This window comes from Aurantimonas sp. NFXS3, assembly GCF_049132005.1.
Taxonomy (GTDB): domain Bacteria; phylum Pseudomonadota; class Alphaproteobacteria; order Rhizobiales; family Rhizobiaceae; genus Aurantimonas; species Aurantimonas coralicida.
In genome coordinates this window covers 254,854-275,999 of the sequence record NZ_JAGDDZ010000006.1, presented here as the reverse complement: position 1 = coordinate 275,999, position 21,146 = coordinate 254,854, and the positions used below count along the sequence as shown (strand labels likewise).

Annotated in this window: 14 protein-coding genes; 9 read left to right on the top strand and 5 right to left on the bottom strand. The window is 67.7% G+C overall.

Going from position 1 to position 21,146, the window contains the following annotated elements; all coding sequences use genetic code 11:
* Nucleotides 1-15: 15 nt before the first annotated feature.
* On the bottom strand, nucleotides 16-3,237 hold the full coding sequence (locus tag J3367_RS17665; RefSeq protein ID WP_024351744.1) for a hypothetical protein: 3,222 nt from the start codon (nucleotides 3,235-3,237) through the stop codon (nucleotides 16-18).
* A gap of 255 nt (nucleotides 3,238-3,492) precedes the next feature.
* On the opposite strand from J3367_RS17665, the gene J3367_RS17660 reads away from it, so the two are divergent.
* The 3 genes from J3367_RS17660 (at nucleotide 3,493) to J3367_RS17650 (ending at nucleotide 6,287) form a co-directional block, all read left to right on the top strand.
* Nucleotides 3,493-3,969, top strand: a complete 477-nt coding sequence (locus J3367_RS17660; protein ID WP_024351743.1) for a peroxiredoxin — start codon at nucleotides 3,493-3,495, stop codon at nucleotides 3,967-3,969.
* A complete protein-coding gene (locus J3367_RS17655; RefSeq protein ID WP_024351742.1) occupies nucleotides 3,966-4,802 on the top strand; it encodes a ferritin-like domain-containing protein in 837 nt (278 codons plus the stop codon). The genes J3367_RS17660 and J3367_RS17655 overlap by 4 nt, the downstream gene beginning before the upstream one ends.
* A 156-nt stretch (nucleotides 4,803-4,958) precedes the next feature.
* Nucleotides 4,959-6,287, top strand: coding sequence for a M23 family metallopeptidase (locus tag J3367_RS17650; protein WP_421461879.1), 1,329 nt, complete (start codon nucleotides 4,959-4,961; stop codon nucleotides 6,285-6,287).
* A gap of 86 nt (nucleotides 6,288-6,373) precedes the next feature.
* Here J3367_RS17650 and prfB read toward each other — a convergent pair.
* The 3 genes from prfB to J3367_RS17635 form a co-directional block, all read right to left on the bottom strand.
* A protein-coding gene (gene prfB, locus J3367_RS17645; RefSeq protein ID WP_155898541.1) for a peptide chain release factor 2 occupies nucleotides 6,374-7,502 on the bottom strand; the annotation gives its coding sequence in 2 pieces (ribosomal slippage) (nucleotides 6,374-7,432 and nucleotides 7,434-7,502; 1,128 coding nt in all).
* A 127-nt stretch (nucleotides 7,503-7,629) separates the two neighbouring features.
* Nucleotides 7,630-10,080: a penicillin-binding protein 1A gene (locus J3367_RS17640; RefSeq protein ID WP_024351738.1), complete on the bottom strand. Its 2,451-nt coding sequence runs from the start codon at nucleotides 10,078-10,080 to the stop codon at nucleotides 7,630-7,632.
* 236 nt (nucleotides 10,081-10,316) lie between these two features.
* On the bottom strand, nucleotides 10,317-11,543 hold the full coding sequence (locus J3367_RS17635) for an N-acetylmuramoyl-L-alanine amidase (protein ID WP_024351737.1): 1,227 nt from the start codon (nucleotides 11,541-11,543) through the stop codon (nucleotides 10,317-10,319).
* A 690-nt stretch (nucleotides 11,544-12,233) separates the two neighbouring features.
* On the opposite strand from J3367_RS17635, the gene J3367_RS17630 reads away from it, so the two are divergent.
* Nucleotides 12,234-15,092, top strand: a complete 2,859-nt coding sequence (locus tag J3367_RS17630; protein ID WP_421461877.1) for an Rne/Rng family ribonuclease — start codon at nucleotides 12,234-12,236, stop codon at nucleotides 15,090-15,092.
* Nucleotides 15,093-15,211: 119 nt separating this feature from the next.
* On the opposite strand, the gene J3367_RS17625 is transcribed toward J3367_RS17630, so the two are convergent.
* On the bottom strand, nucleotides 15,212-16,393 hold the full coding sequence (locus tag J3367_RS17625) for a pyridoxal phosphate-dependent aminotransferase (protein ID WP_244495472.1): 1,182 nt from the start codon (nucleotides 16,391-16,393) through the stop codon (nucleotides 15,212-15,214).
* A gap of 104 nt (nucleotides 16,394-16,497) precedes the next feature.
* Between J3367_RS17625 and J3367_RS17620 the strand changes: the two genes are divergently transcribed.
* From J3367_RS17620 to accC, 5 genes are all read left to right on the top strand, one after another.
* Complete coding sequence (locus tag J3367_RS17620) at nucleotides 16,498-17,880, top strand: M48 family metalloprotease (RefSeq protein WP_024351734.1); 1,383 nt, start codon at nucleotides 16,498-16,500, stop codon at nucleotides 17,878-17,880.
* Nucleotides 17,881-17,939: 59 nt separating this feature from the next.
* A complete protein-coding gene (locus tag J3367_RS17615; protein WP_035695195.1) occupies nucleotides 17,940-18,719 on the top strand; it encodes a DsbA family protein in 780 nt (259 codons plus the stop codon).
* Nucleotides 18,720-18,836: 117 nt separating this feature from the next.
* Nucleotides 18,837-19,271, top strand: coding sequence for a type II 3-dehydroquinate dehydratase (aroQ, locus tag J3367_RS17610; RefSeq protein ID WP_024351732.1), 435 nt, complete (start codon nucleotides 18,837-18,839; stop codon nucleotides 19,269-19,271).
* A gap of 31 nt (nucleotides 19,272-19,302) precedes the next feature.
* Nucleotides 19,303-19,782 (top strand): acetyl-CoA carboxylase biotin carboxyl carrier protein, encoded by a 480-nt coding sequence (accB, locus tag J3367_RS17605; protein ID WP_024351731.1) that lies wholly within the window; start codon nucleotides 19,303-19,305, stop codon nucleotides 19,780-19,782.
* A 10-nt stretch (nucleotides 19,783-19,792) separates the two neighbouring features.
* Nucleotides 19,793-21,142, top strand: coding sequence for an acetyl-CoA carboxylase biotin carboxylase subunit (accC, locus tag J3367_RS17600; RefSeq protein WP_024351730.1), 1,350 nt, complete (start codon nucleotides 19,793-19,795; stop codon nucleotides 21,140-21,142).
* The last annotated feature ends 4 nt before the right edge of the window (nucleotides 21,143-21,146 follow it).

Below are 21,146 nucleotides of genomic sequence, written 5' to 3'. Positions count from 1 at the left end.
CGCGCTGCGGGGGCGTCAGTACTCGAAGATGCGCCGGAAGATGCCCGGCGCGATGGCGGAGATCGGGTTCACCGACAGGGTCGGGTCGTCGAGCGGCCCGGCCAGACGGTAGGTGATCCCGATCAGGCCGCCCTCTTGGCCATTACCCAGAATGCCGCCAAAGAAGGGGATCGCGCCGAACAGGCGGTTCACCCCATAGGCGGGCATGAAGGACCCGTCGATGGCGATGCGCTGGGCGTCGTCGACGATCACCCCCTCGAAGCTCGATCCGAAGATCGGCCCGCGAATGATGCCGTCGCGGGCCACCAGCCGCGACCCGTTCCAGGCGAGCTGAGCCGAGGCCGCGTCGAAATAGGCATCAGAGGTCTGCAGTTCCTGACCCACGGCGCCGGCGAGACTGGCCTCCCGGTCGCGGGTCGTGCCGACGAGCCGGGCCAGCCGCGATTCGTTCACCAGCGTGAAGTCCTGCAGCGCCAGCTTGCCGCCATACTGGGCGGGCTGATTGCCCGCCATGGCGAGCCGCGCCCTGCCGCCATACATGTTGGAATAGAGCCCGGTGAAGCGCAGCAGCGCGCCGGCGTCGTCGGTGCTCAGTTCGACGCTGCGGCCTTCGCCGCGCTTCTGGATCGCCAGACGTAGCGGCGAGCCATCCGCGGCCACGGCGGCGATGTCGGCCACCGGCGCGCCGGACGCCTGCTGGCGAAAGGCGATGGTGGCATTGCGCAGTTCCTCGCCGCCGAAGCCGATCAGGCGATCCACCGCGATCGACAGGTCGAGCGGCGCCTGGCGGGTTCCGGTATCGGTCGCCGATGCCATGCCGCCGGCGCGCAGCCGCGCAAGGCCGGCCCGCGCATCGAGGCTGCGTCCGGTCAGCGCCACCTTGAAGCCGCCATCCTCGCGCCGAACGCTGCCGGAAAAGTCGTCCGAGCGACTGAAGGCCGCCTTGTCGATCGTCACCGACTTCAGGCCACCGCCATCGGCTTCGGCTCGGCCTTCGGCGTGGAAGCCTTCGCCTTCGAGCTTGGCATTGGTCAGGCTGAGCGTGTTGTCGTCCGTCGTCATGTCGAAGGACAAAGAGGCCGGCACGCCGGGCCCCTTGCTCCAGCCGGCCGCCGGAAGCCGCAGGCGCGCGGCCGACAGATCGATCGCGGCGCGGTAAGTGTCGCCGGACCGCACCAGGGTCGCCGACAGGGCGCCGTCCACGACGTCGTCCAAGGTCGGCAGGATAGCCTGCAGCTGGCTCTTTTCCAGTTCGGTCGTGATGGTCAGGGACCGCTCGCCGACCGGGTTCGGCTCCAGCGGTTCGGCAAAGGCGATCCGGGCCGGGACGCCGTCGATCGTCGCGTCCACCTCGCCGAAGACCGTGCCGGGGGACAGGCTGGCCATGCCGGTGATCGCGCCGAGCTGGCGCCCTTCCAGCCGGCGTTTCAGCCCGACATCGTCGAGGTCGGCGATCACCGTCCAGTTCTGCAGAACGGATTTCTCGCCCGGGCGCCCGAGCAGGAAGCGGGCATTGACCCCGGCCGTCGCCGCGCCCGAGACCTCGTCGCTCTTCCAGCCGATCTTGTCGAGCGCATTGATCGGGTCTCGGTCGGCGATCTCCAGAAGCGCCGGGGCCGGCCCCCCGATGTTCAGCGAGAGCGACGCGATCACGCCGGACTCCTCGCGTTCGAACTCGAGCGACGATGGCAGAATCGTCACCTCGGGAACCGCCGCGACCGTCGCCGAAGCGACCGAGATCACCGTCCTGCCGGCCCGAAAATCCAGATCGCCCGTAACGGCGGAGAGATCGGGCAGATCGCCGATCGTGGCAAAGGCGGCGCCGTCGATCGCGAGGGCGAGATGCATCTCCTCGGCGCTCGGGCTGATCTCGGGGTCGAGGATCTTCGGCAGCCGGTCGACGGACACGTCGAGCGTGAAATTGCCGTTTTCCACCCGGCCCGTATCGCCGGCATGGTCGATCACCCAGGATCGCGCCTCGGGCGAGATGATGATCGGCCAGAAGGCCTTCACTGTGGCCGCATCGACATTGTCGAAGGTCAGATCGGCGCGGATGCGGTCCTCGGGCTCCATCCCGCCCAGTGCGGCGGCCCCGGCCAGCCCGCCATCGCCGGTGTCCAGGACCAGACGCTCGATGTCGGCCGCCGCATCGGCCGGATCGAACCAGCCGCCCAGCGTCAGCTCGGCGGATCGCGCCGCGCCATCGCCCCCGGCGGTCGAGATCAGACGCGAACTGGCAAGGCTGAAGCCGTGATGGCCGGCGGCGTCGGCGACGAGGTTCAGCCCGCCCCGAAACTCAGCCTCGACCGACGCGGTCTCGATACGGGCGGCGGAGACGCGCGCATAGCTGCGCCCCTCGTCGAGTGTCAGTTCCAGGACGCCGCTCTGCAGCGCGACGGGCATGCGGCCGATCAGGCGGCCTTCGCCGGCGTCCAGCCGCACGCGCAGGTTCCGGCCGGCCTCGGTGGTGGCGAGTTCGGCGGCCAGCGAAGCCGAGCCCTCGAAGGCGACGGATCGGTCCGCCGCGTCCTGCGGCGGTTCGCCGAAGGCCAGCGGCAGTGGAGCGGTCTCGAGCGACAGCCCGGCCAGCCTGTCGCCGTTCGGGGCCAGGGTGGCGCGCCCGGTCACCGCGACGTCGCGACCTGCAAGGTGCGCCGTCAGGTCGATGGCGGTCTCCCCCTGGCCGACGCGACTGACCGTCAGGCGGTCGAGCCGCGTGTCGGGATCGGCGTTCAGGCTGGCGACGTCGGCCACCTCCAGCAGGCGCAGGCCGGCGTCATCGAGGGCCGTGAAGATGCGATCGGCCGTCTGGAAGATCTCGTCCGGTTCGAAGGGCTCGCCATCGCCTTCCCCATCCAGGCTGCCCGGGTCCAGTCGCACCCGCTCCACGGCGAGGGTTTCCAGCGCGAGATTGCCGGACAGCAGGCTGGAGACGCCGATGCCGGCGCGCACCAGCGCCACCGTGCCGACCGTTTCGCCGGACTCGCGATCGCGCAGGGCGACATCGGAAAAGCCGAGCCCGATCCGGCCGCTCGGGCCGATGCCGATCGTCTGCTGGCCCAGCGCGACGACATAGCCGGGACCAAGGGCGTTCGAGGCGAGTTCCTCGGTCTTGCGCCGCAGCAGGTCCTGGCCGGAATCGGTCCACAGGATGGCGGCGGCAAGCCCGCCGATCAGCAGGGCCGCGCAGATCGCGATGCTGGCCGTGCCGGCCAGGATACGGACGACAATCTTCATCTTCGGCGAAACGCCTCCGGACTGCGACCAGCCTCGTGCGCAGGACGGAATGGAATCTGCGCAGACATGGCGTCTCGGCGCTCCCCTGCCGACGCCGTTTCGAACCGGACGCCGCGCGTTGAACAATACGTCGCGCGGAGCATGCTTTCGCCCGCGCATCTCATCCGGCATCTTCGCCACCAGATCGTCAGCCGCCGGCTGATTCGTCCAGTCACCCTCTCCTGACGCACGATTTCCCCGAAAGGATGGCACGCCATGCCGATTTCAGCCGGTGAACCCTGTCCGACATTCAGCCTGCCTGACGATCACGGCGCCGTGGTCGCGTCCGACGATCTCCTCGGCAAGCCCTTCGTCCTCTATTTCTATCCCAAGGACGATACCTCCGGTTGCACGCTTGAAGCTATCGAGTTCACGCGGCTGAAGAGCGATTTCGACGCGATCGGCGTTCCGGTTTTCGGTGTCTCGCCCGATCCGGTGAAGAAGCACGGCAAGTTCCGCGACAAGCACGAGCTCACGGTCCGGCTTCTGTCGGACGAGGAGAAGACGCTGCTGTCGGCCTTCGGCATCTGGGTCGAGAAGAGCATGTACGGCCGCAAATACATGGGCGTCGAGCGGACGACGGCGCTGGTGGCGGCCGACGGCACGGTGGCGCGGCTCTGGCCCAAGGTGAAGGTGCCGGGGCATGCCGAGGAGGTTCTGGAGGCCGCGCGCCAGCTGTCTGCCGCGACATGAGCAGCGAACCGCGCGAGGCCGGCTCCCCTGCGACGCTGCGCCAGGCCGCGATCGAGGCGCTGAGGGCGGCCGATCTCGACGAAAAGGTCGAGCGCACCAACCTCGCCTGCCGGCTGTGGTTCGGTCGCCGGCTCGGTCTGCACGCCCCGCACGATCCGGCGCTACCCGACAGGCCGGGCCGCCCCGCCGAGCCGGTGCTCGTCTCGCCGCGCACGGTCAAGCGCCGCTCGGTGCACACCGAAACCGGCCGGATCGCACTGATCCATGCGCTTGCCCATATCGAACTCAACGCCATCGACCTGGCGCTCGACATCGTCGCGCGCTTTGCCAGCGAACGCGTGCCGCGCTCCTTCTTCGATGGCTGGATGACCGTGGCGCTGGAAGAGGCCAAGCATTTCCGGCTGCTGTCGCGGCGACTGGAATCACTCGGCAGCCATTATGGCGCCCTGCCCGCCCATGACGGGCTCTGGCAGGCGGTGGAGGCGACCGCCCACGATCTGGGCGCACGGCTGGCGGTGGTTCCGCTGATCCTCGAAGCCCGCGGGCTCGACGTCACGCCGTCCCTCTTGGAGAAGCTGCTGGAGGTCGGCGACGCAGACACCGCCGCGATCCTGGAGATCATTTACCGGGACGAGAAGAAGCACGTGGCGATCGGCGCCAAATGGTTTCGCTTCCTGTGCGCCCGCGAAGGCCGCAACCCGGCGCAGCGGTTCCAGGAGCTGGTGCGGGCGAGCTTCCGCGGCGACGTGAAGGCGCCCTTCAACGATCGCGCCCGCGCCGAGGCCGGCCTGACGCCCACCTTCTACCGGTCGCTCTCGCCGCTCTCGAGCTGAGGTCGACGGCCGATTACCCCGGCCAAAGCGGGCCCGGACGCCCGTCGCCACCGCCGGAAGGCGGTCGATCCGCTGCCGATCAAAGGAATGTTAACCTTACCCGAGTGTAATCAGGCGGTCGACGGGACATCGCGTCCCGGTATCCGGGGATGGGTAATGACTGCGGTGAAGCACAGGCGAACATTCGGCGATCGACGCGAACCGCATACGGTGATCATCGCGCGCGGCGAACAGGTTCGCTACTTCACCATCGGCCGCAAGGCCCTGATGCTCGGCTCGGCCCTCGCCGCCCTCGTCGCGGTCACCTGCGTCGCGATTCCCTCCTACTATCTCCTGCAGGACGACCTCACCGTGCGCTATGCCGAGCGCCAGTGGAAGGTGACGCGCGACTACGAACAGCGGATCGCGGCGCTGCGGGCGCAGCTCGACACCGCCACGAGCCGGCAGTTCCTGTCCGAGAAGATGGTCGAGACCAAGGTGGAAGTGCTGCTCGACCAGCAGGAGGAACTGACCGCCCGCTACGACAAGCTGCAGCCGCTCCTCGAACGCGCCAAGGCCACCGGGATCATCACGACGGCCGTCCCGCTGCCCACGCAGAACCCGCGCACCTCGTCGGTCGAAGACACGCCCTCGGAGACCGAGCCGGCGCTCGAAGCCCATGGCGATTCGCTGGACGAGGACGAGCCGATGCTCGACACGATCCGCACCAGCGCGATTCCCGGCGACGACTGGCGCGCTGCGCCGATGACGGCCGCAGCGACCGCGAAGGTCGGGCCGCGCCGCTTCGACATTTCGGAAGCTGCGATCCGGCAGATCGGACGCTCCATCGACATGGCCGAGCTTCGCCAGATCGGCGACCTGCAGAGCCTCGCCGCCAAGGCGCGCACCCGCACCGTGCGCATCGCATCGGCCCTGACCGCGATCGGTATCGACCTGCCGCCGGACACCGTCGGTTCGGCCGTCGGCGGCCCGTACGAGCCGGCACCCGCCGATTTCGATTTCGAGGAATCCTACGCCGAGCTCGATGCCGCGCTCGATGCGCTGAAGAAGCTGCATGACGTTGCCGAGCGCCTGCCTTTGACCGAGCCCATGCCGGCGAGCACCCGCTCGAGCACCTTCGGCATTCGTTCCGACCCGTTCCTCGGCAAGCGCGCCCTGCATGCGGGGATCGACTATGCCCGCCCGAGCGGCTCGGCGGTCTCGGCGGTCGCGCCGGGCAAGGTCGTGCGCGCCGGTCGGGCCGGCGGCTACGGCAATCTTGTCGAGATCGACCACGGCAACGGCATCACCACCCGCTATGGCCACATGTCCCGGATCGACGTGTCGGTCGGCGACGAGGTCGGCCGCGGCACGCGCATCGGCGCCGTCGGCAGTACCGGCCGCAGCACCGGGCCGCATCTCCACTACGAAGTGCGACGGGACGGCAAGGCCGTCGATCCGATGCGCTTCCTGCGCATCCGCGACAGGATCCGCCTGCCGTCCTGACACGGGGAACGGTCTGCACCGGGCGCAACGCAAAACGGGCCACCGTTTCCGGCAGCCCGCTGAATGCTCATGCGACGATGGCGTCGTCAGTCGATGTCGTCGACCGCGGCGTCGCCGCCATGAACCCGGTGCGCCAGCGCACCCTCCATGAAGGGGTCCAGCCCGCCGTCCAGGACTTCCTGCGGCGAGGTGCTCTCGATGCCGGTCCGCAGATCCTTGACCATCTGGTACGGCTGCAGGACGTAGGACCGGATCTGGTGGCCCCAGCCGATATCCGTCTTCGAGGCCGCCTCGGCATTCGCCGCATTCTCGCGACGTTCGAGCTCGGCTTCGTAGAGCCGGGCGCGCAGCATGTTCCAGGCGGTCGCCCGGTTCTTGTGCTGCGAACGCTCGGCCTGACACTGGACCACGATACCGGTTTCCAGATGCGTGATGCGCACGGCCGAGTCCGTCGTGTTCACGTGCTGGCCACCGGCGCCGGACGCCCGGTAGGTGTCGATGCGGACATCGGATTCGTTGACGTCGATGTCGATCGAATCGTCGACCACCGGATAGACCCAGACCGAGGCGAAGGACGTGTGCCGCCGCGCCTGGCTGTCATAGGGCGAGATCCGCACCAGCCGGTGGACGCCGGATTCGGTCTTCATCCAGCCATAGGCGTTGTGGCCCTTGATGAGCAGCGTGGCGGACTTGATACCCGCCTCTTCGCCGGAATGCTCTTCCAGGACCTCGACCTTGAACTTGGCCCGCTCGGCCCAGCGCATGTACATGCGCTGCAGCATCGCCGCCCAGTCCTGGCTCTCGGTGCCGCCGGCGCCCGAATGAACCTCGACATAGGTGTCGTTGGAATCGGCCTCGCCGGAGAGGAGCGTCTCGATCTGCCGCTTGTCGGCCTCGGCCTTGATCTCGCGGATCGCAGCCTCGGCTTCCTTGACGATCTCGGCGTCCTTCTCCTCCTCGCCCATGGCGATGAGTTCGATATTGTCCTGCAGCGACTGGTTCAGGCGGTTCACCGCGCCGATGGCGGTGTCCAGGAACTGGCGTTCGCGCATGAGCTTCTGCGCTTCGGCCGGATCATCCCAGATGGTCGGATCTTCCGCCTTGTTGTTCAGCAGGTCGAGGCGTTTGAGAGATTTCTCCCAGTCAAAGATGCCTCCTCAGCAGGCTTATGGCCTGCTTGATTTCGTCGACAAGGTTCTCGATCTCGGCGCGCAAGCCGCAATCTCCTAAATCCTGAGGGTATGGTCTCGCACCGGCGACGCAGGCCTCGCCGTCGCGCGGGGCGACGTCGGAGCCGGATTGCCGGTCGGGGTGGCTCTATAACGGTCCGTGGCCGGCTTGGCTAGAACAGCCCGCCGCCACCACCGCCCTGGACGATGGCCTGCTCGGCCTCCTGCGAGACCTGCCCGGAGCCGAAGCCGCCGGCCATCTCGTCGGCGCCGATGATGTTGAAGGTGTCGGACGGCCCGGTGCCGGGCTTGAACGCCTCCATGATGACGTCGCCGCCCGAACCGCCGGAGCGCATGCCGGTCTTCCGGTTCACGGCGATCAGGTCCATGCCCTCGGGCACCTTGAACTCGACCGGCGGCACGCCTTCCAGCGCATCCTCCATGAAGTCGATGAAGACCGGTGCCGCCATGCCGCCACCGGTGGCGCCGCGGCCCATCGGGGTCGGGTTGTCGTAGCCGAGGAACACGCCGGTCACGAGGTCCGGGGTAAAGCCGACGAACCAGACGTCCTTCTCCTCGTTGGTGGTGCCGGTCTTGCCGGCGATGGGAACGCCGAGCGCGGCCACACGGGTGGCGGTGCCGCGCTGGACGACGCCCTCCATCATCGACGTGATCTGGTAGGCGGTCATCGGGTCGAGCACCTGATCGCGCTCGTCGACCAGTTCCGGCTCGCTCTGGCCGTCATAGGCCGGCGCGTCGCAGGTCTGGCAGATGCGCTGGTCGTGCTTGTAGATCGTCTTGCCGTAGCGATCCTGGACCCGGTCGATCAGCGACGGCTCCAGCGAGCGGCCGCCATTGGCGATGACCGAATAGGCCGACACCATGCGCAGGACCGTGGTCTCGCCGGCGCCGAGGGCCATCGGCAGATATTTGCCGAGATTGTCGTAGATGCCGAAACGCTCGGCATATTCCGCGACAAGGTCCATGCCCATGTCCTTGGCGAGCCGGATCGTCATGAGATTGCGGCTCTTCTCGATGCCGAGGCGCAGGGTCGAGGGACCGGCCGAGCCGCCGCCGTAATTGGACGGTTCCCAGACGCCGCCATTGCCGTCCGGCAGCGAGATCGGCGCGTCCATGATGACCGAGGACGGCGTGTAGCCATTGTCCAGCGCCGCGGCGTAGACGAAGGGTTTGAAGGACGAACCGGGCTGGCGATAGGCCTGGCTGGCCCGGTTGAACTCGGACTGGGCGAAGGAGAAGCCACCGACCATGGCGACGACACGCCCGGTCTTGGGCTCCATCGCCACCAGTGCGCCCTGCACCTTCGGCGGCTGGCGCAGCCGGTAGCCGGCGCCCTCTTCCTTCTTCTCCACATAGACGACGTCGCCGCGCGACAGCACCTCGGCGGCGGAGCTGACATTGCCCTTCCGATCCTCGGTGTTCAGGCGCAGCGCCCATTTCATGTCGTCCCTGGCGATGCTCGCCAACTCGCGCTCAGCGCCCCGGGCGCCGGACATGTCGCGCGGCGGCTGCAGGCCGATCTCCACGCGACCCGCTTCGGCGGTCAGGACGACGGCCAGACGCCATTCGGGGACGTCGGCGAGCGGCTCGATCTTGGCCAGCGACTGGCCCCAGTCGCTGCCGATCTCGACCCGGGTCACCGGCCCGCGCCAGCCGCGCTCCTCGTCATATTTGATCAGCCCGTGCTGGAGCGCCTTGCGCGCCTCCGCCTGCAGCGTCGGATCGAGGGTCGTGCGGACCGACAGACCGCCCTCGTAGAGCGCGTCGACGCCGTAGCGCTGGATGATCTCGCGGCGCACGTCCTCGGTGAAATACTCGGACGACGCCAGATAGGTGCCGGTCGGCCGCGGATTGACGTCGAGCGGCTTTTCCTGCGCCTCGCTGGCGGCCTCGGCGGTGATGAAGCCGTTGGCGGCCATCTGGTCGATGACCCAGTTGCGGCGCTCGATCGCCCGGTCCGGGTCGCGGAACGGATTGTAATTCTCCGGCGCCTTCGGCAGCGCGCCCAGATAGGCGGCTTCCTCGATGGTCAGTTCGTTTACCGACTTGTCGAAATAAGCCAGCGCCGCGGCGGCGACGCCGTAGGAGCCGAGGCCCAGATAGATCTCGTTCAGATAGAGCTCGAGGATCTTGTCCTTGGAATAGGCCTGCTCGATGCGCAGCGACAGGATCGCTTCCTTGATCTTGCGGTCGAAGGTGCGCTCGTTGGTCAGAAGGAAGTTCTTGGCGACCTGCTGGGTGATGGTCGAGGCGCCCTGCATGCGGCCGCCCTTGGCCAGCACCATGACGGCGCGCGCCACGCCTTCGATGTCGACGCCCGGATGCTGGTAGAAGTTCTTGTCCTCGGCGGAGAGGAAGGCGTTCTTGACGAGATCCGGCACCGCCTGGATCGGCAGGAACAGGCGCCGCTGGCGCGCGTATTCGGCCATCAGCGAGCCGTCGGCGGCGTGCACCCGCGTCGTGACGGGCGGCTCGTAGGCCGCCAGGACCTGATAGTCCGGCAGGTCACTGCCCATCTTCTCGATGTACCAGGCGAAGCCGCCGGCCACCACGAGGAAGAAGACGGCACCGATGGCAAAGAAATAGCCGAGCAGTCTGATCATCGAAACTCCGTCCGCCCTGCGCCGCCGCGCCGGTCCGGTTCATGCTCCCCGCATCGGCTCGCAGGAGCCTTGGCCGGGAATTTGCAACATCCGCCGCGCATGGGCCGCAGCGAACGTCCTTTTAACGTTTTCCTGCTGCGCAAATGCGGCGAGGCCATGGACATGGGTGCATGACGGCCCCGCAATGCAGGCAAGCGTTGTCGATTTACCACATCCGCCCGGATGCGCGTGCCCGATTAGCCGGGCTTGCGCGGTTCGGCGACCTTTTCCCCGAAGAAATCCATCACCGCCCGGGCGATCGCCGCGGCGGTGTCCTTGCGCCAGGCCGCGTCCGTCAGGAGCTTCTCGTCCTCGCGATTCGACAGGAAGCCGAGCTCCACCAGCACCGAGGGGACGTCCGGCGCGGTCAGGACCTTGAATCCGGCCGAGCGTTTCGGCCGGTTGATCAGGCGAATGTCCTCGCGCCGCAGGTCCCGGACCAGCGACGAGGCGAAATGCTCGGAGAAGCTGACGGTCTCGCGCCGGGTCAGGTCGAGAAGGATGTCGAAGACGGTCGGCTCGTCGCGCTGCCATTCCTCGCCGGCGAAGCGGTCCGCCGCATTTTCCGACGCGGCGATCTCGCGCGAGAGCTCGTCCGAGGCGGTCTCCGAGAGCGTATAGACGGTCGCGCCCCGCAGATCGGCGTAGCGGATCGAGTCGGCATGGATGGAGATGAACAGGTCGGCGCGTTCGCGGCGGCCGATCGCCGCGCGCTCCTCCAGCGGAATGAATGTATCGTCGTCGCGGGTCAGCGTCACCTCGACATCGCCGCGGGCCTGCAACGCATCGCGGAGAGCCAGCGCCATGGCGAGGTTGATCTCCTTCTCCAGCGTGCCCGACTTCGACACGGCGCCCTTGTCGACGCCGCCATGTCCGGCGTCGAGCACGACCTTGAGGACACGCCCCTGCGGCACGGCCGCCGGCACATCGGGTCCGGCGTCAGGGGCATCCTGCCGCGGCGCCGGCGTCGACGATGACGCCGCAGCAACCTTGCCGGACGTCGCCGGGCGGATGGTCAGGGAGAGCGTCTCGCCGTTCGCCGTCGCGGCGCGGTCGAGCTCGGCGCTGGCCGCACCCTTGAGCGTAAAGATGAAGCGATACCGGTCGGCCGCGACAAGGCCGTGCCGGCTCGTCGAGACGAGCGCATTGTCAGGCGGCGCATCCAGCGCGGCAGCCGAGAGGGTGTCCTCGAAATCGACGGCGATCCGCTCGGGATTGCGCAGATGCAGGACCCGCGCCTCGGGCTTGCCGATAACGTCGAACGCGACGGTGAAGGCGTCCGCGTCGGCGGCCTGGGTCACCGCGGTGATGATCCGGTCCTCGGCGAGCGCGGAAGACTGGGCACCCCACAGCAGGAGCACCACCACAGCCGCCAGGGCTGTCCGGGCAAGCTCGGCCACCACGTTCCGGCATCGTCCTGTCATTGCACCCCTTCCCGGTCACAGCGTGTCGCGTCCTCTGCGCGATAGGCCATCCCTGCTGACGCGACAATGTTGATGAGACTGGGGCGACGGCTCAAAGTCGCGCGGCCGAACCGCTGCGGCGGCCGGCAGCGCTCCGGCGACAGGCGGTATGCCGCTTTGCACCCACGCCTCGCGCGATCTCTTACCTTGCGACCACAATCGCCGCGCCGCACTTGTTTATTAGGCATTCCCGTCATAAAATCGAACCGAGGCTTAGTGATGCGGAATCACATGCAGCTGCCGATTCGGAGGCACGAGTGCCCCGCGGACGTCGGCACGGCTGCGGCGAAAACGTCGCGGCAGGTTTGCGATCCTGCGACCAGTCACCGAGCCTCGAGCAGAATTTTCATTTCGCCGCAGGAATTTCCTTCCCGGCGGATTTCCAACGTCGCGAATGTGCCCGGCTCGCAAGCCGCCAATTCGCCCGTTTCGTCGGCCGCCCCAGCGGCCATGTAGTTGTTACAGGTCGAATCTTGTCACCAGCTCCCGTTCTCCGATACCCGCCGCATCCCTTAACAAGGGGTCTGGCGCCGTCGAGTCACGGCCGCGCTGCAATGCCAGATTCCACCGATACGGGCTCGCGCCCTCCCGTCGACAGGCAGGCGCATGACGCCTTGCCGCGACCTGGTGCGAGCGCCCGGGAGTCCTTTCATGGCAAACAAAATGCTGATCGACGCGTCCCACCAGGAGGAGACGCGCGTCGTCGTCGTCCGGGGTAGCCGGGTCGAGGAATTCGATTTCGAATCCGAACACAAGAAGCAGCTCAAGGGAAATATCTATCTGGCGAAGGTGACGCGGGTCGAACCCTCGCTCCAGGCCGCCTTCGTCGAATATGGTGGCAACCGCCACGGCTTCCTCGCCTTCAGCGAGATCCATCCCGACTATTACCAGATCCCCAAGGCCGACCGTCAGGCGCTGATCGAGGAAGACCTCCAGCGCGCGATGGAAGAGGAAGAGGCCGACGAGCCAAAGCCGACCCGTTCGCGTCGCGGATCGCGCAGCAAGTCTGCCGCGAACAGCGACGAGACCGTCTCGGAAAAGGCCGAGATCGACGAGAACGGTGACGAGGCCGGCTCCGACGCGGCGTCGAGCGACGCCGATCAGGGCGAGGCCCATGGCGACGAGACCGAAATCCGCGCCACCGAGTCCGACGACGATCACGACGCAGACGCCGATGCCGATGGCATCACGACGTCCGGCGGCGACGGTGACGACGAGGAGAACGGGTCCGAGCGGTCTTCGCGGGGCCGGCGCGGCGGCCGCGGTCGGCGCGGGCGCACCCGCGCGTCCGGCGACGACGAGAGCAATGGCGACGAGGACGGCGACGACGAGATCGACCAGATCGGCTCCGAGGACGCCATGGAGGAAGTGCCGGTCCGCCAGGCACGCCAGCGCCGCCAGTACAAGATCCAGGAAGTCATCAAGCGTCGGCAGATCCTGCTGGTGCAGGTCGTCAAGGAAGAGCGCGGCAACAAGGGCGCGGCCCTGACCACCTATCTGTCGCTGGCCGGTCGCTATTCGGTGCTGATGCCGAACACGGCGCGTGGCGGCGGCATCTCGCGCAAGATCACCAATGCGGCCGACCGCAAGCGGCTGAAGGATGTCGTGCGCGAGCTGGACGTGCCGCGCGGCATGGGCATCATCCTGCGCACGGCCGGTGCCAACCGCACCAAGCCGGAGGTCAAGCGCGACTACGAATATCTGATGCGGCTGTGGGAGACGGTGCGCACCGTCACGCTGTCGTCGATCGCCCCTGCCCTCGTCTACGAGGAAGGCAGCCTGATCAAGCGATCGATCCGCGACCTCTACAACAAGGACATCGACCAGATTCTCGTCGCCGGCGAGACGGGCTACCGCGAAGCCAAGGACTTCATGCGGATGCTCATGCCGAGCCAGGCGAAGGTCGTGCAGCCCTATCGTGACCCGACCCCGATCTTCGTGCGGCAGGGCATCGAATCGCAGCTCGACAAGATGGTGCAGCCCCACGTCACGCTGAAGTCGGGCGGCTACATCATCATCAACCAGACCGAGGCGCTGGTCGCCATCGACGTCAATTCGGGGCGTTCCACCAAGGAACACTCGATCGAAGACACGGCCTACCAGACCAACATGGAAGCCGCCGAAGAGGTGGCGCGCCAGCTGCGTCTGCGCGACCTCGCCGGCCTGATCGTCATCGACTTCATCGACATGGACGAGAAGCGCAACAACCGCGCGGTCGAGAAGAAGATCAAGGAGTGCCTGAAGAGCGACCGGGCCCGCATCCAGGTCGGCAGCATCTCGCATTTCGGCCTGCTGGAAATGAGCCGCCAGCGGATTCGCGCCAGCGTGCTGGAATCGACCATGCAGACCTGCCCGGTCTGCGAAGGCACCGGTCATATCCGCTCGTCCTCGTCGTCGGCGCTGCACGTGCTGCGCACGATCGAGGAGCATCTGCAGAAGCACGCCGACCACGATCTCATCGTCAAGGTTCCGACCTCGACGGCGCTCTACGTGCTCAACGAGAAGCGCCAGCGGATCGAGGAACTCGAGCACCATCACGGCCTGCGCATCATCCTGGAAGCCGACGACAGCGCCGGCCACCAGGCGATCACCATCGCGCATGGTGCCGAAGCGACGAAGCCGGAAATCACGATCGATGCCGGCCAGCCGGATGCCCTCGCCGTCAGCGATGCGCTCGACGACGCGGCGGACGAGGAAGCGGCACGCCGCTCGGCCGACGAGCTCGACCGGATCGCCGAAGAGAAGCCTGCGGTCGAAGACAAGGGCCGTGCGGAGGAAGACCGGAACGGGTCGGACAATTCCGAAGGCGGCGGTCGCCGTCGCCGCCGGCGTCGGCGCAAGCGGTCGGGTGACGAGGACGAGACTGTCGCCGACGGCCAGTCGCGCGACGACCGTTCGGATCAGGACAATGGCGATGATCGCGACGGCGATGCCGAAGGTGACGACGAGACGGATGGCGGCGCACATCGCAGCACCAGCCGGACCGACGACGACAGCGACCGGGGCCGCAAGCGCCGCCGCCGCGGTCGTCGGGGTGGTCGCCGCAATCGCGAGGACCAGAATGGCGAGGGCGAATCCGGCCAGCCGTCCGGTGACGTCGCAGCCGATCAGGCTTCGGACGCGCAGCCGATCCACGCCACCGCAACGACGGTGATGTCGGATCAGGTCGCCGCAACGCCGGCCCCCGTGGCCGAGGATGCGCCGGTGGCGTCGCCCGCCGAGCCGGTTGCCGCGCAGAGCGAAGCGGCCGACAACGCCGACTCGGCGGTCGTGGCAGAGCCTGCAATGCCGGCTCTGGCCGCCGAGCCGGTGGCCACCAGCGAGCCGGCACCGGTCGAGGCACAGCCTGCCGCAACCGAAGAGACCGCCGCGGCCGCAGCCAACGACGATACGCCCGCCGCGCCGGAATCGTCCGACCCGGTGGTCACGTCGAGCACCTCGAACGATGCCGAGGCCAAGCCCGAGAAGCCGCGCCGCACCGGCTGGTGGGCGCGCCGGAGCTTCTTCTAAGGCGAAGCGCATCACCCGCGTCGCGCCGCGGGACACGGCAGACATGAAAACGGGCGGCCCATCGGGCCGCCCGTTTTGCGTTCCGGGTCTGTTGTTGGGGCCGGGACCGGCGCTGCCGGTCAGCCGATGCGGCGGTCGGCGATCCGGTCCAGCGCCTCGGCGAGCGTTGCGTGATCGCAGGCGTAGGACAGCCGCACGAAGTTCTCGCCGCGGCGGGTGTCGAAGTCGGTGCCGGGGGTGATCGCCACATGGCAGCGCTGGAGGATGTCCGCGGCGAACTGCGTGGCGCCTGATTCGCCCTCGGGGATCGCGGCATAGGCGTAGAACGCGCCATCGATGGGGGCGATATCGCGGAAGCCCAGCTCCGGCAGCCGGCTCGCGATGAGGTCGCGATTCTTCACATAGCCATCGCGCACGACGTCGAGTTCGGCCGTCGCGTCGAACACCGCCGTGGCCGCGACCTGCGAGAGCTCCGGTGCGGAGATGTAGAGGCTCTGGCCGATCCGCTCGGCGGCCCGCAGCAGCGCCTTCGGCAGAATCAGCCAGCCGATCCGCCAGCCGGTCATGCAGTAATATTTGGAGAAGGAGTTGACGATGATCGGCCGGTCGGAGAACTCCAGCGCCGTCGCCTCGGCCCGGCCGTAGGCAAGGCCGTGATAGATCTCGTCGGAGACGAAGCGGATGTTTTCGGCATCGGCATATTCGACCAGCCGGCGCAGCTCGTCGCGGGGCGTGACGGTGCCGGTGGGGTTGGCCGGGCTGGCGATCAGGACCCCGGCGAGCCGGTGCTCCTCATGGGCGGCGCGCAGATGCTCGGCGGTCAGGATGTAGCCGGTGGTCCGGTCGACCTCAATCTCCACCGGCACCAGCCCGAGCGCGCGCAGGATGTTGCGATAGGCCGGGTAGCCGGGCGCGGCGAGCGCGATCCTGTCACCCGGATCGAAGGCGGCGAGAAAGGTCAGGTTGAAGCCCGCCGACGAGCCGGTGGTGATCATGATCTGCGCGGCATCCACCGTCTGGCCGTAGGCGTCGGCGTAGTGGCGGGCGATGCGCTCGCGAAGATCCTGGCGCCCGAGCGCATCGGTATAGGCGATGCGGCCATGGTCGAGCATGCAGCGGGCGGCATCGCGCGCGATCTGCGGCGCCGGCGCGGCCGGCTGGCCAACGGCCAGCGACAGCACCCGGTCGCCCCGTGCGATCATCCGGTTGGCTTCGGCCAGAACGTCCATGGCGCGAAACGGGTCGATGTCGGACCGCTTTGATGCCATCATCGTGAGGGTTTCGGACAGGTCGGACCGCATGTTTCGCCTCGATTTCGCCGGATTGGGGTGAGGATTGCCAGACAGTGCCGGGATCGGATCGGGAATTGGCGATCGGTCATCGGCCAGCATCGGAGGGGACTAGCATGAACATGTCGCTCGGCGCGATCTCCGCCCGCATCACATCGATGATCCTGGCGGCATCCGTGGCACTGGCACCGGTTAGCGTTCAGGCCGCCGGGAAGGACAAGGCCAGCCTGCCGATCGTGCGGGACGCCGAGATCGAGGCGCTGGTCGCCGACTATGCGCGTCCGCTGCTGAAGGCGGCGGGCCTGTCGCGTTCAGGCATCGAGATCGTGCTGGTCAATTCCGACGCCTTCAACGCCTTCGTCTCCGGTCGCCGCATCTACATCAACACCGGCGCGATCACCGCGACGCAGACGCCCAACCAGCTGATCGGCATCCTCGCCCACGAGATCGGCCATCTGGCCGGCGGTCACCAGCAGCGACTGCGCGAACAGCTGGAGCGCTCCCAGGCCATCGCCGTGGTCGCGAGCCTGCTCGGGGCCGGAATCGCAGCGGCGGGCGCCGCCGCTGGCGGCGGCAGCGCGGTCAGCGCCGGGGCAGGAGTGATGATGGGCGGCGGCGGCATCGCCCAGCGCAACCTGCTCAGCTACCAGCGCGGCGAAGAGTCCACCGCCGACCGGTCCGCCCTCACCTATCTGGAAGCGACCGGCCAGTCCGCCCGGGGTCTTGTCGAGACCTTCGAGATCCTCGATCGCGGCAATCTCTTCGCCCGCAGCAGCGGCGGGAACTACACCTCCTCGCATCCGGTGCCGCGCGACCGCATTGCAGCCCTGCAGCGGCTGGCCCAGGAAAGCCGTTTCTACGACCGGGCCGACAAGCCGGAACTGGCCGTGCGCCACAATCTCGCCCGGGCCAAGATCGTCGCCTACAATGACGGTGCCGGGGCGGTCCGCCGGATGTTCGCCCGCGATCCGCGCAGTCTGGCGGCCTATTACGGCGACGCGATCGCCACCCACCTCGCCGGGTCCCCGGCCTCGGCGCTCGCCAAGGTCGATGCGCTGCTCAAGGCCCAGCCGAACAACGCCTTCTTCTACGAGCTGCGCGGCGATATCCTCGTCGATGCGGGACGCTCCCAGGAGGCGGCGGCCGCCTATTCGAAGGCCGCCAGGCTGGACAAGACCGGCTCGGGGATCCTAAAGGCCGAGATCGGCCAGGCGCTGGTGACCAGCGGCGATCCGGCCAAGATGAAGGAGGCGATTCGCCTCATCCGCGAGGGCCTCAGCTCGGATCCTGGCAATTCCGTCGCCTACCGGTTCCTCGCCATGGCCTACGGGCGGATCGGCGAAGTCGGCCGCGCCGAACTTGCCACCGCCGAAGGCTACTGGCATGGCGGTGCCTTCCGCCAGGCGAAGATCTTCGCCATCCGCGCCCAGCAGAAGCTGCAGCCGGGCACGCCGCCCTGGCGGGCGGCGCAGGACATCATCCAGACCGAGATTCGCTGACGGGCGATCCGCACCGAACCGAACAGAAGGACGCCGCACCCGTGCTTTCCATCCGACGCCTGACCGCCGCAACGGCCCTCGCCTGCACGCTTCCGCTGATCGCAGCCGGCGCCGCCAACGCGCAGGACAGCGCGCCCGCGGCAGCGCAGACATCGTTCGACGCGAAGCAGACCGACGCGATCGAGACGATCGTGCGCGCCTATCTGATCGAGCATCCCGAAGTGCTGCTGGAAGCGCTCGACGCGCTGGAGGCCAAGCGGACGGCCGACCAGTCGGCGGCCCAGAAGGCGGCGATCGCCGAAGTCGGGCCGGCGCTGTTCGAGACACCGGAGGGCACGGTGCTCGGCAATCCCGACGGCGACGTCACCGTGGTCGAGTTCTTCGACTACAATTGCGGCTACTGCAAAAAGGCGATGCAGGACATGGATGCGCTGCTCGCGGCCGATCCGAACATCCGCTTCGTCCTGAAGGAAATCCCGGTGCTCGGCCCGCAGTCGCTGGAAGCCGCGCGGGTCTCCCTCGCCTTCCGCGAGATCGCGCCGAACGAATACGCAGCCTATCACCGCGCGCTGCTCGGCTCGCGCGGCACCGCCGACGAGGCAAGCGCCATTGCGGTGGCCGGAGATTTCGGCGTCGAGGAGTCGGCCCTGCGCACGGCCATGCAGTCATCCGCCGTGACGGAGGCGCTGCGGCAGTCGAACGAGATGGCGACCCGACTCGGTATCAACGGCACGCCGTCCTACGTGGTCGGCGAAGAGGTGGTTCCCGGCGCGGTCGGTCTCGACAATCTGCAGGCGAGCATCGCCAATGTGCGCGAATGCGGAACCATTGCCTGTTGAGGACGGGCTGAGGGAACGAAACACCCGTCGGGGCGCTTTCCCCACGCTGTCGATGCCTCTATACGGGGCTGTGAGCTGCGCGGTGCGCGTGCGATTGCCAGAAAAGACCGAGGGTCGATGACCTCGACGATCTACTTTCTCAACGGCCCCAATCTCAACACGCTCGGAACCCGCGAGCCCGAGATCTATGGCACGACGACGCTGGCCGACATCGAGGCCCGGTGTCGCGATGTGGCCGCGGACGCCGGCTTCGAGATCGTGTTCCGGCAGTCCAACCATGAGGGCGAACTGGTCGACTGGATCCACGAAGCGCGCGAACGCGCCGTGGCGATCGTCATCAACGCCGCCGCCTACACCCATACTTCCCTCGCCCTTCACGACGCGCTCCGGGTCTTCGGAAAGCCCGTCGTGGAGGTGCATCTGTCCAACATTCACGCGCGCGAGGAGATCCGGCACAAGAGCCTGATCGCGCCGGTCGCCGTCGGCATGATCGCCGGCTTCGGCCCGGTGGGTTACGAACTCGCCATTGCAGCCCTCAAGGCGCGCCTGTGAACAATCGAGTCGAATAGACCGAAGGAATCGCATGTCGAAAGAAGACAACTCTGTCGACCCGTCGTTCGTCCGCGAGATGGCGAGCATCCTGAAGGACACCGATCTGACCGAGATCGAGGTCGAGCACGGCGAGATGCGCGTCCGCGTCTCCCGCCAGAAGGATTATGGCGGCTACGCCCAGCCGATGCACTACGCTGCGGCGTCGGGCCCGGCGCCCGCCGCTCCGGCGCCGCACGCGGAGCAGCCTGCCGCCCCGGCGGCCGCCACCGGCCCGGAGAAGGGCACGGTCCCCTCGCCGATGGTCGGCACGATCTACCTGTCGTCGGCGCCGGGCGCGCGCGCCTTCGTCGAGGTCGGCCAGAAGGTCGCCGAGGGCGAGACGCTGCTGATCATCGAGGCGATGAAGACGATGAACCAGATCCCCGCGCCGCGCGCCGGCACGGTGACCAAGATTCTGGTCGAGAATGCGCAGCCAGTGGAATACGGCGAACCACTCGTCGTGATCGCGTAAGGGGCGCGGCATGGTCAAGAAGGTCCTGATCGCCAACCGCGGCGAGATCGCCCTGCGGGTGCTGCGCGCCTGCAAGGAACTCGGCATCCCGACGGTGGCCGTCCACTCCACCGCCGACAACACGGCCATGCATGTGCGCCTTGCCGACGAGAGCGTCTGCATCGGTCCGCCGCCGGCCCGCGACAGCTATCTGAACATTCCGCAGATCGTCGCCGCCTGCGAGGTGTCCGGCGCCGATGCCGTGCATCCCGGCTACGGCTTCCTGTCCGAGAATGCGCGCTTCGCCGACATTCTCGACGCCCACAAGATCACCTTCATCGGCCCCACCGCCGAGCATATCCGGATCATGGGCGACAAGATCGAGGCCAAGCGCACCGCCAAGCGTCTCGGCATTCCCGTGGTCCCCGGCTCGGCGGGCGCGGTGACCGACGACGACGAGGCCGCACGGATCGCCGCGGAGATCGGCTATCCGGTCATCGTCAAGGCTTCGGCCGGCGGCGGTGGCCGCGGCATGAAGGTGGCGAAGACGGCGCAGGACCTGTCGATGGCGCTGTCCACGGCCCGTTCGGAAGCCGGAGCGGCCTTCGGCGACGATGCCGTCTATCTGGAGAAGTATCTGGAGAAGCCGCGCCATATCGAGGTGCAGGTCTTCGGCGACGGCGCCGGCAACGGCATCCATCTGGGCGAACGCGACTGCTCGCTGCAGCGCCGCCACCAGAAGGTCTGGGAAGAAGCCAGCTCGCCGGCGCTCGACCAGGAGCAGCGCGACCGGATCGGCATGATCTGCGCCAACGCCATCGCCAAGCTCGGCTATCGCGGCGCCGGCACGATCGAGTTCCTGTACGAGAACGGCGAGTTCTATTTCATCGAGATGAACACCCGCCTGCAGGTGGAGCATCCGGTGACGGAAGCCATCACCGGGCTGGACCTCGTCCACGAGCAGATCCGCGTCGCCAGCGGCCAGGGTCTGTCGGTGACGCAGGCCGACATCCAGTTCGCCGGTCATGCGATCGAGTGCCGGATCAACGCCGAGGACCCGGAGACCTTCGCACCGTCGCCGGGGCGGATCACCCATTACCACATGCCCGGCGGTCTCGGCGTACGGGTCGATTCGGGCGTCTATCAGGGCTATTCGATCCCGCCCTTCTACGACAGCCTGATCGGCAAGCTGATCGTGCATGGCCGCACCCGGACCGAATGCATGATGCGGCTGCGGCGCGCCCTCGACGAGATCGTCGTGGACGGGGTGAAGACCACGCTGCCGCTGTTCCGTGACCTCGTGGACAATCCGGACGTCGCCAAGGGCGACTACGACATCCACTGGCTGGAAAAGTATCTCGCCCGCAGATCAGCAGGGTAGGATC

Coding starts and splice junctions, on each gene's coding strand:
- J3367_RS17665 (WP_024351744.1), bottom strand. CDS start 3,237: ATGAAGATTGTCGTCCGTATCCTGGCCGGCACGGCCAGCATCGCGATC.
- J3367_RS17660 (WP_024351743.1), top strand. CDS start 3,493: ATGCCGATTTCAGCCGGTGAACCCTGTCCGACATTCAGCCTGCCTGAC.
- J3367_RS17655 (WP_024351742.1), top strand. CDS start 3,966: ATGAGCAGCGAACCGCGCGAGGCCGGCTCCCCTGCGACGCTGCGCCAG.
- J3367_RS17650 (WP_421461879.1), top strand. CDS start 4,959: ATGACTGCGGTGAAGCACAGGCGAACATTCGGCGATCGACGCGAACCG.
- J3367_RS17640 (WP_024351738.1), bottom strand. CDS start 10,080: ATGATCAGACTGCTCGGCTATTTCTTTGCCATCGGTGCCGTCTTCTTC.
- J3367_RS17635 (WP_024351737.1), bottom strand. CDS start 11,543: ATGACAGGACGATGCCGGAACGTGGTGGCCGAGCTTGCCCGGACAGCC.
- J3367_RS17630 (WP_421461877.1), top strand. CDS start 12,234: ATGGCAAACAAAATGCTGATCGACGCGTCCCACCAGGAGGAGACGCGC.
- J3367_RS17625 (WP_244495472.1), bottom strand. CDS start 16,393: ATGCGGTCCGACCTGTCCGAAACCCTCACGATGATGGCATCAAAGCGG.
- J3367_RS17620 (WP_024351734.1), top strand. CDS start 16,498: ATGAACATGTCGCTCGGCGCGATCTCCGCCCGCATCACATCGATGATC.
- aroQ (WP_024351732.1), top strand. CDS start 18,837: ATGACCTCGACGATCTACTTTCTCAACGGCCCCAATCTCAACACGCTC.
- accB (WP_024351731.1), top strand. CDS start 19,303: ATGTCGAAAGAAGACAACTCTGTCGACCCGTCGTTCGTCCGCGAGATG.
- accC (WP_024351730.1), top strand. CDS start 19,793: ATGGTCAAGAAGGTCCTGATCGCCAACCGCGGCGAGATCGCCCTGCGG.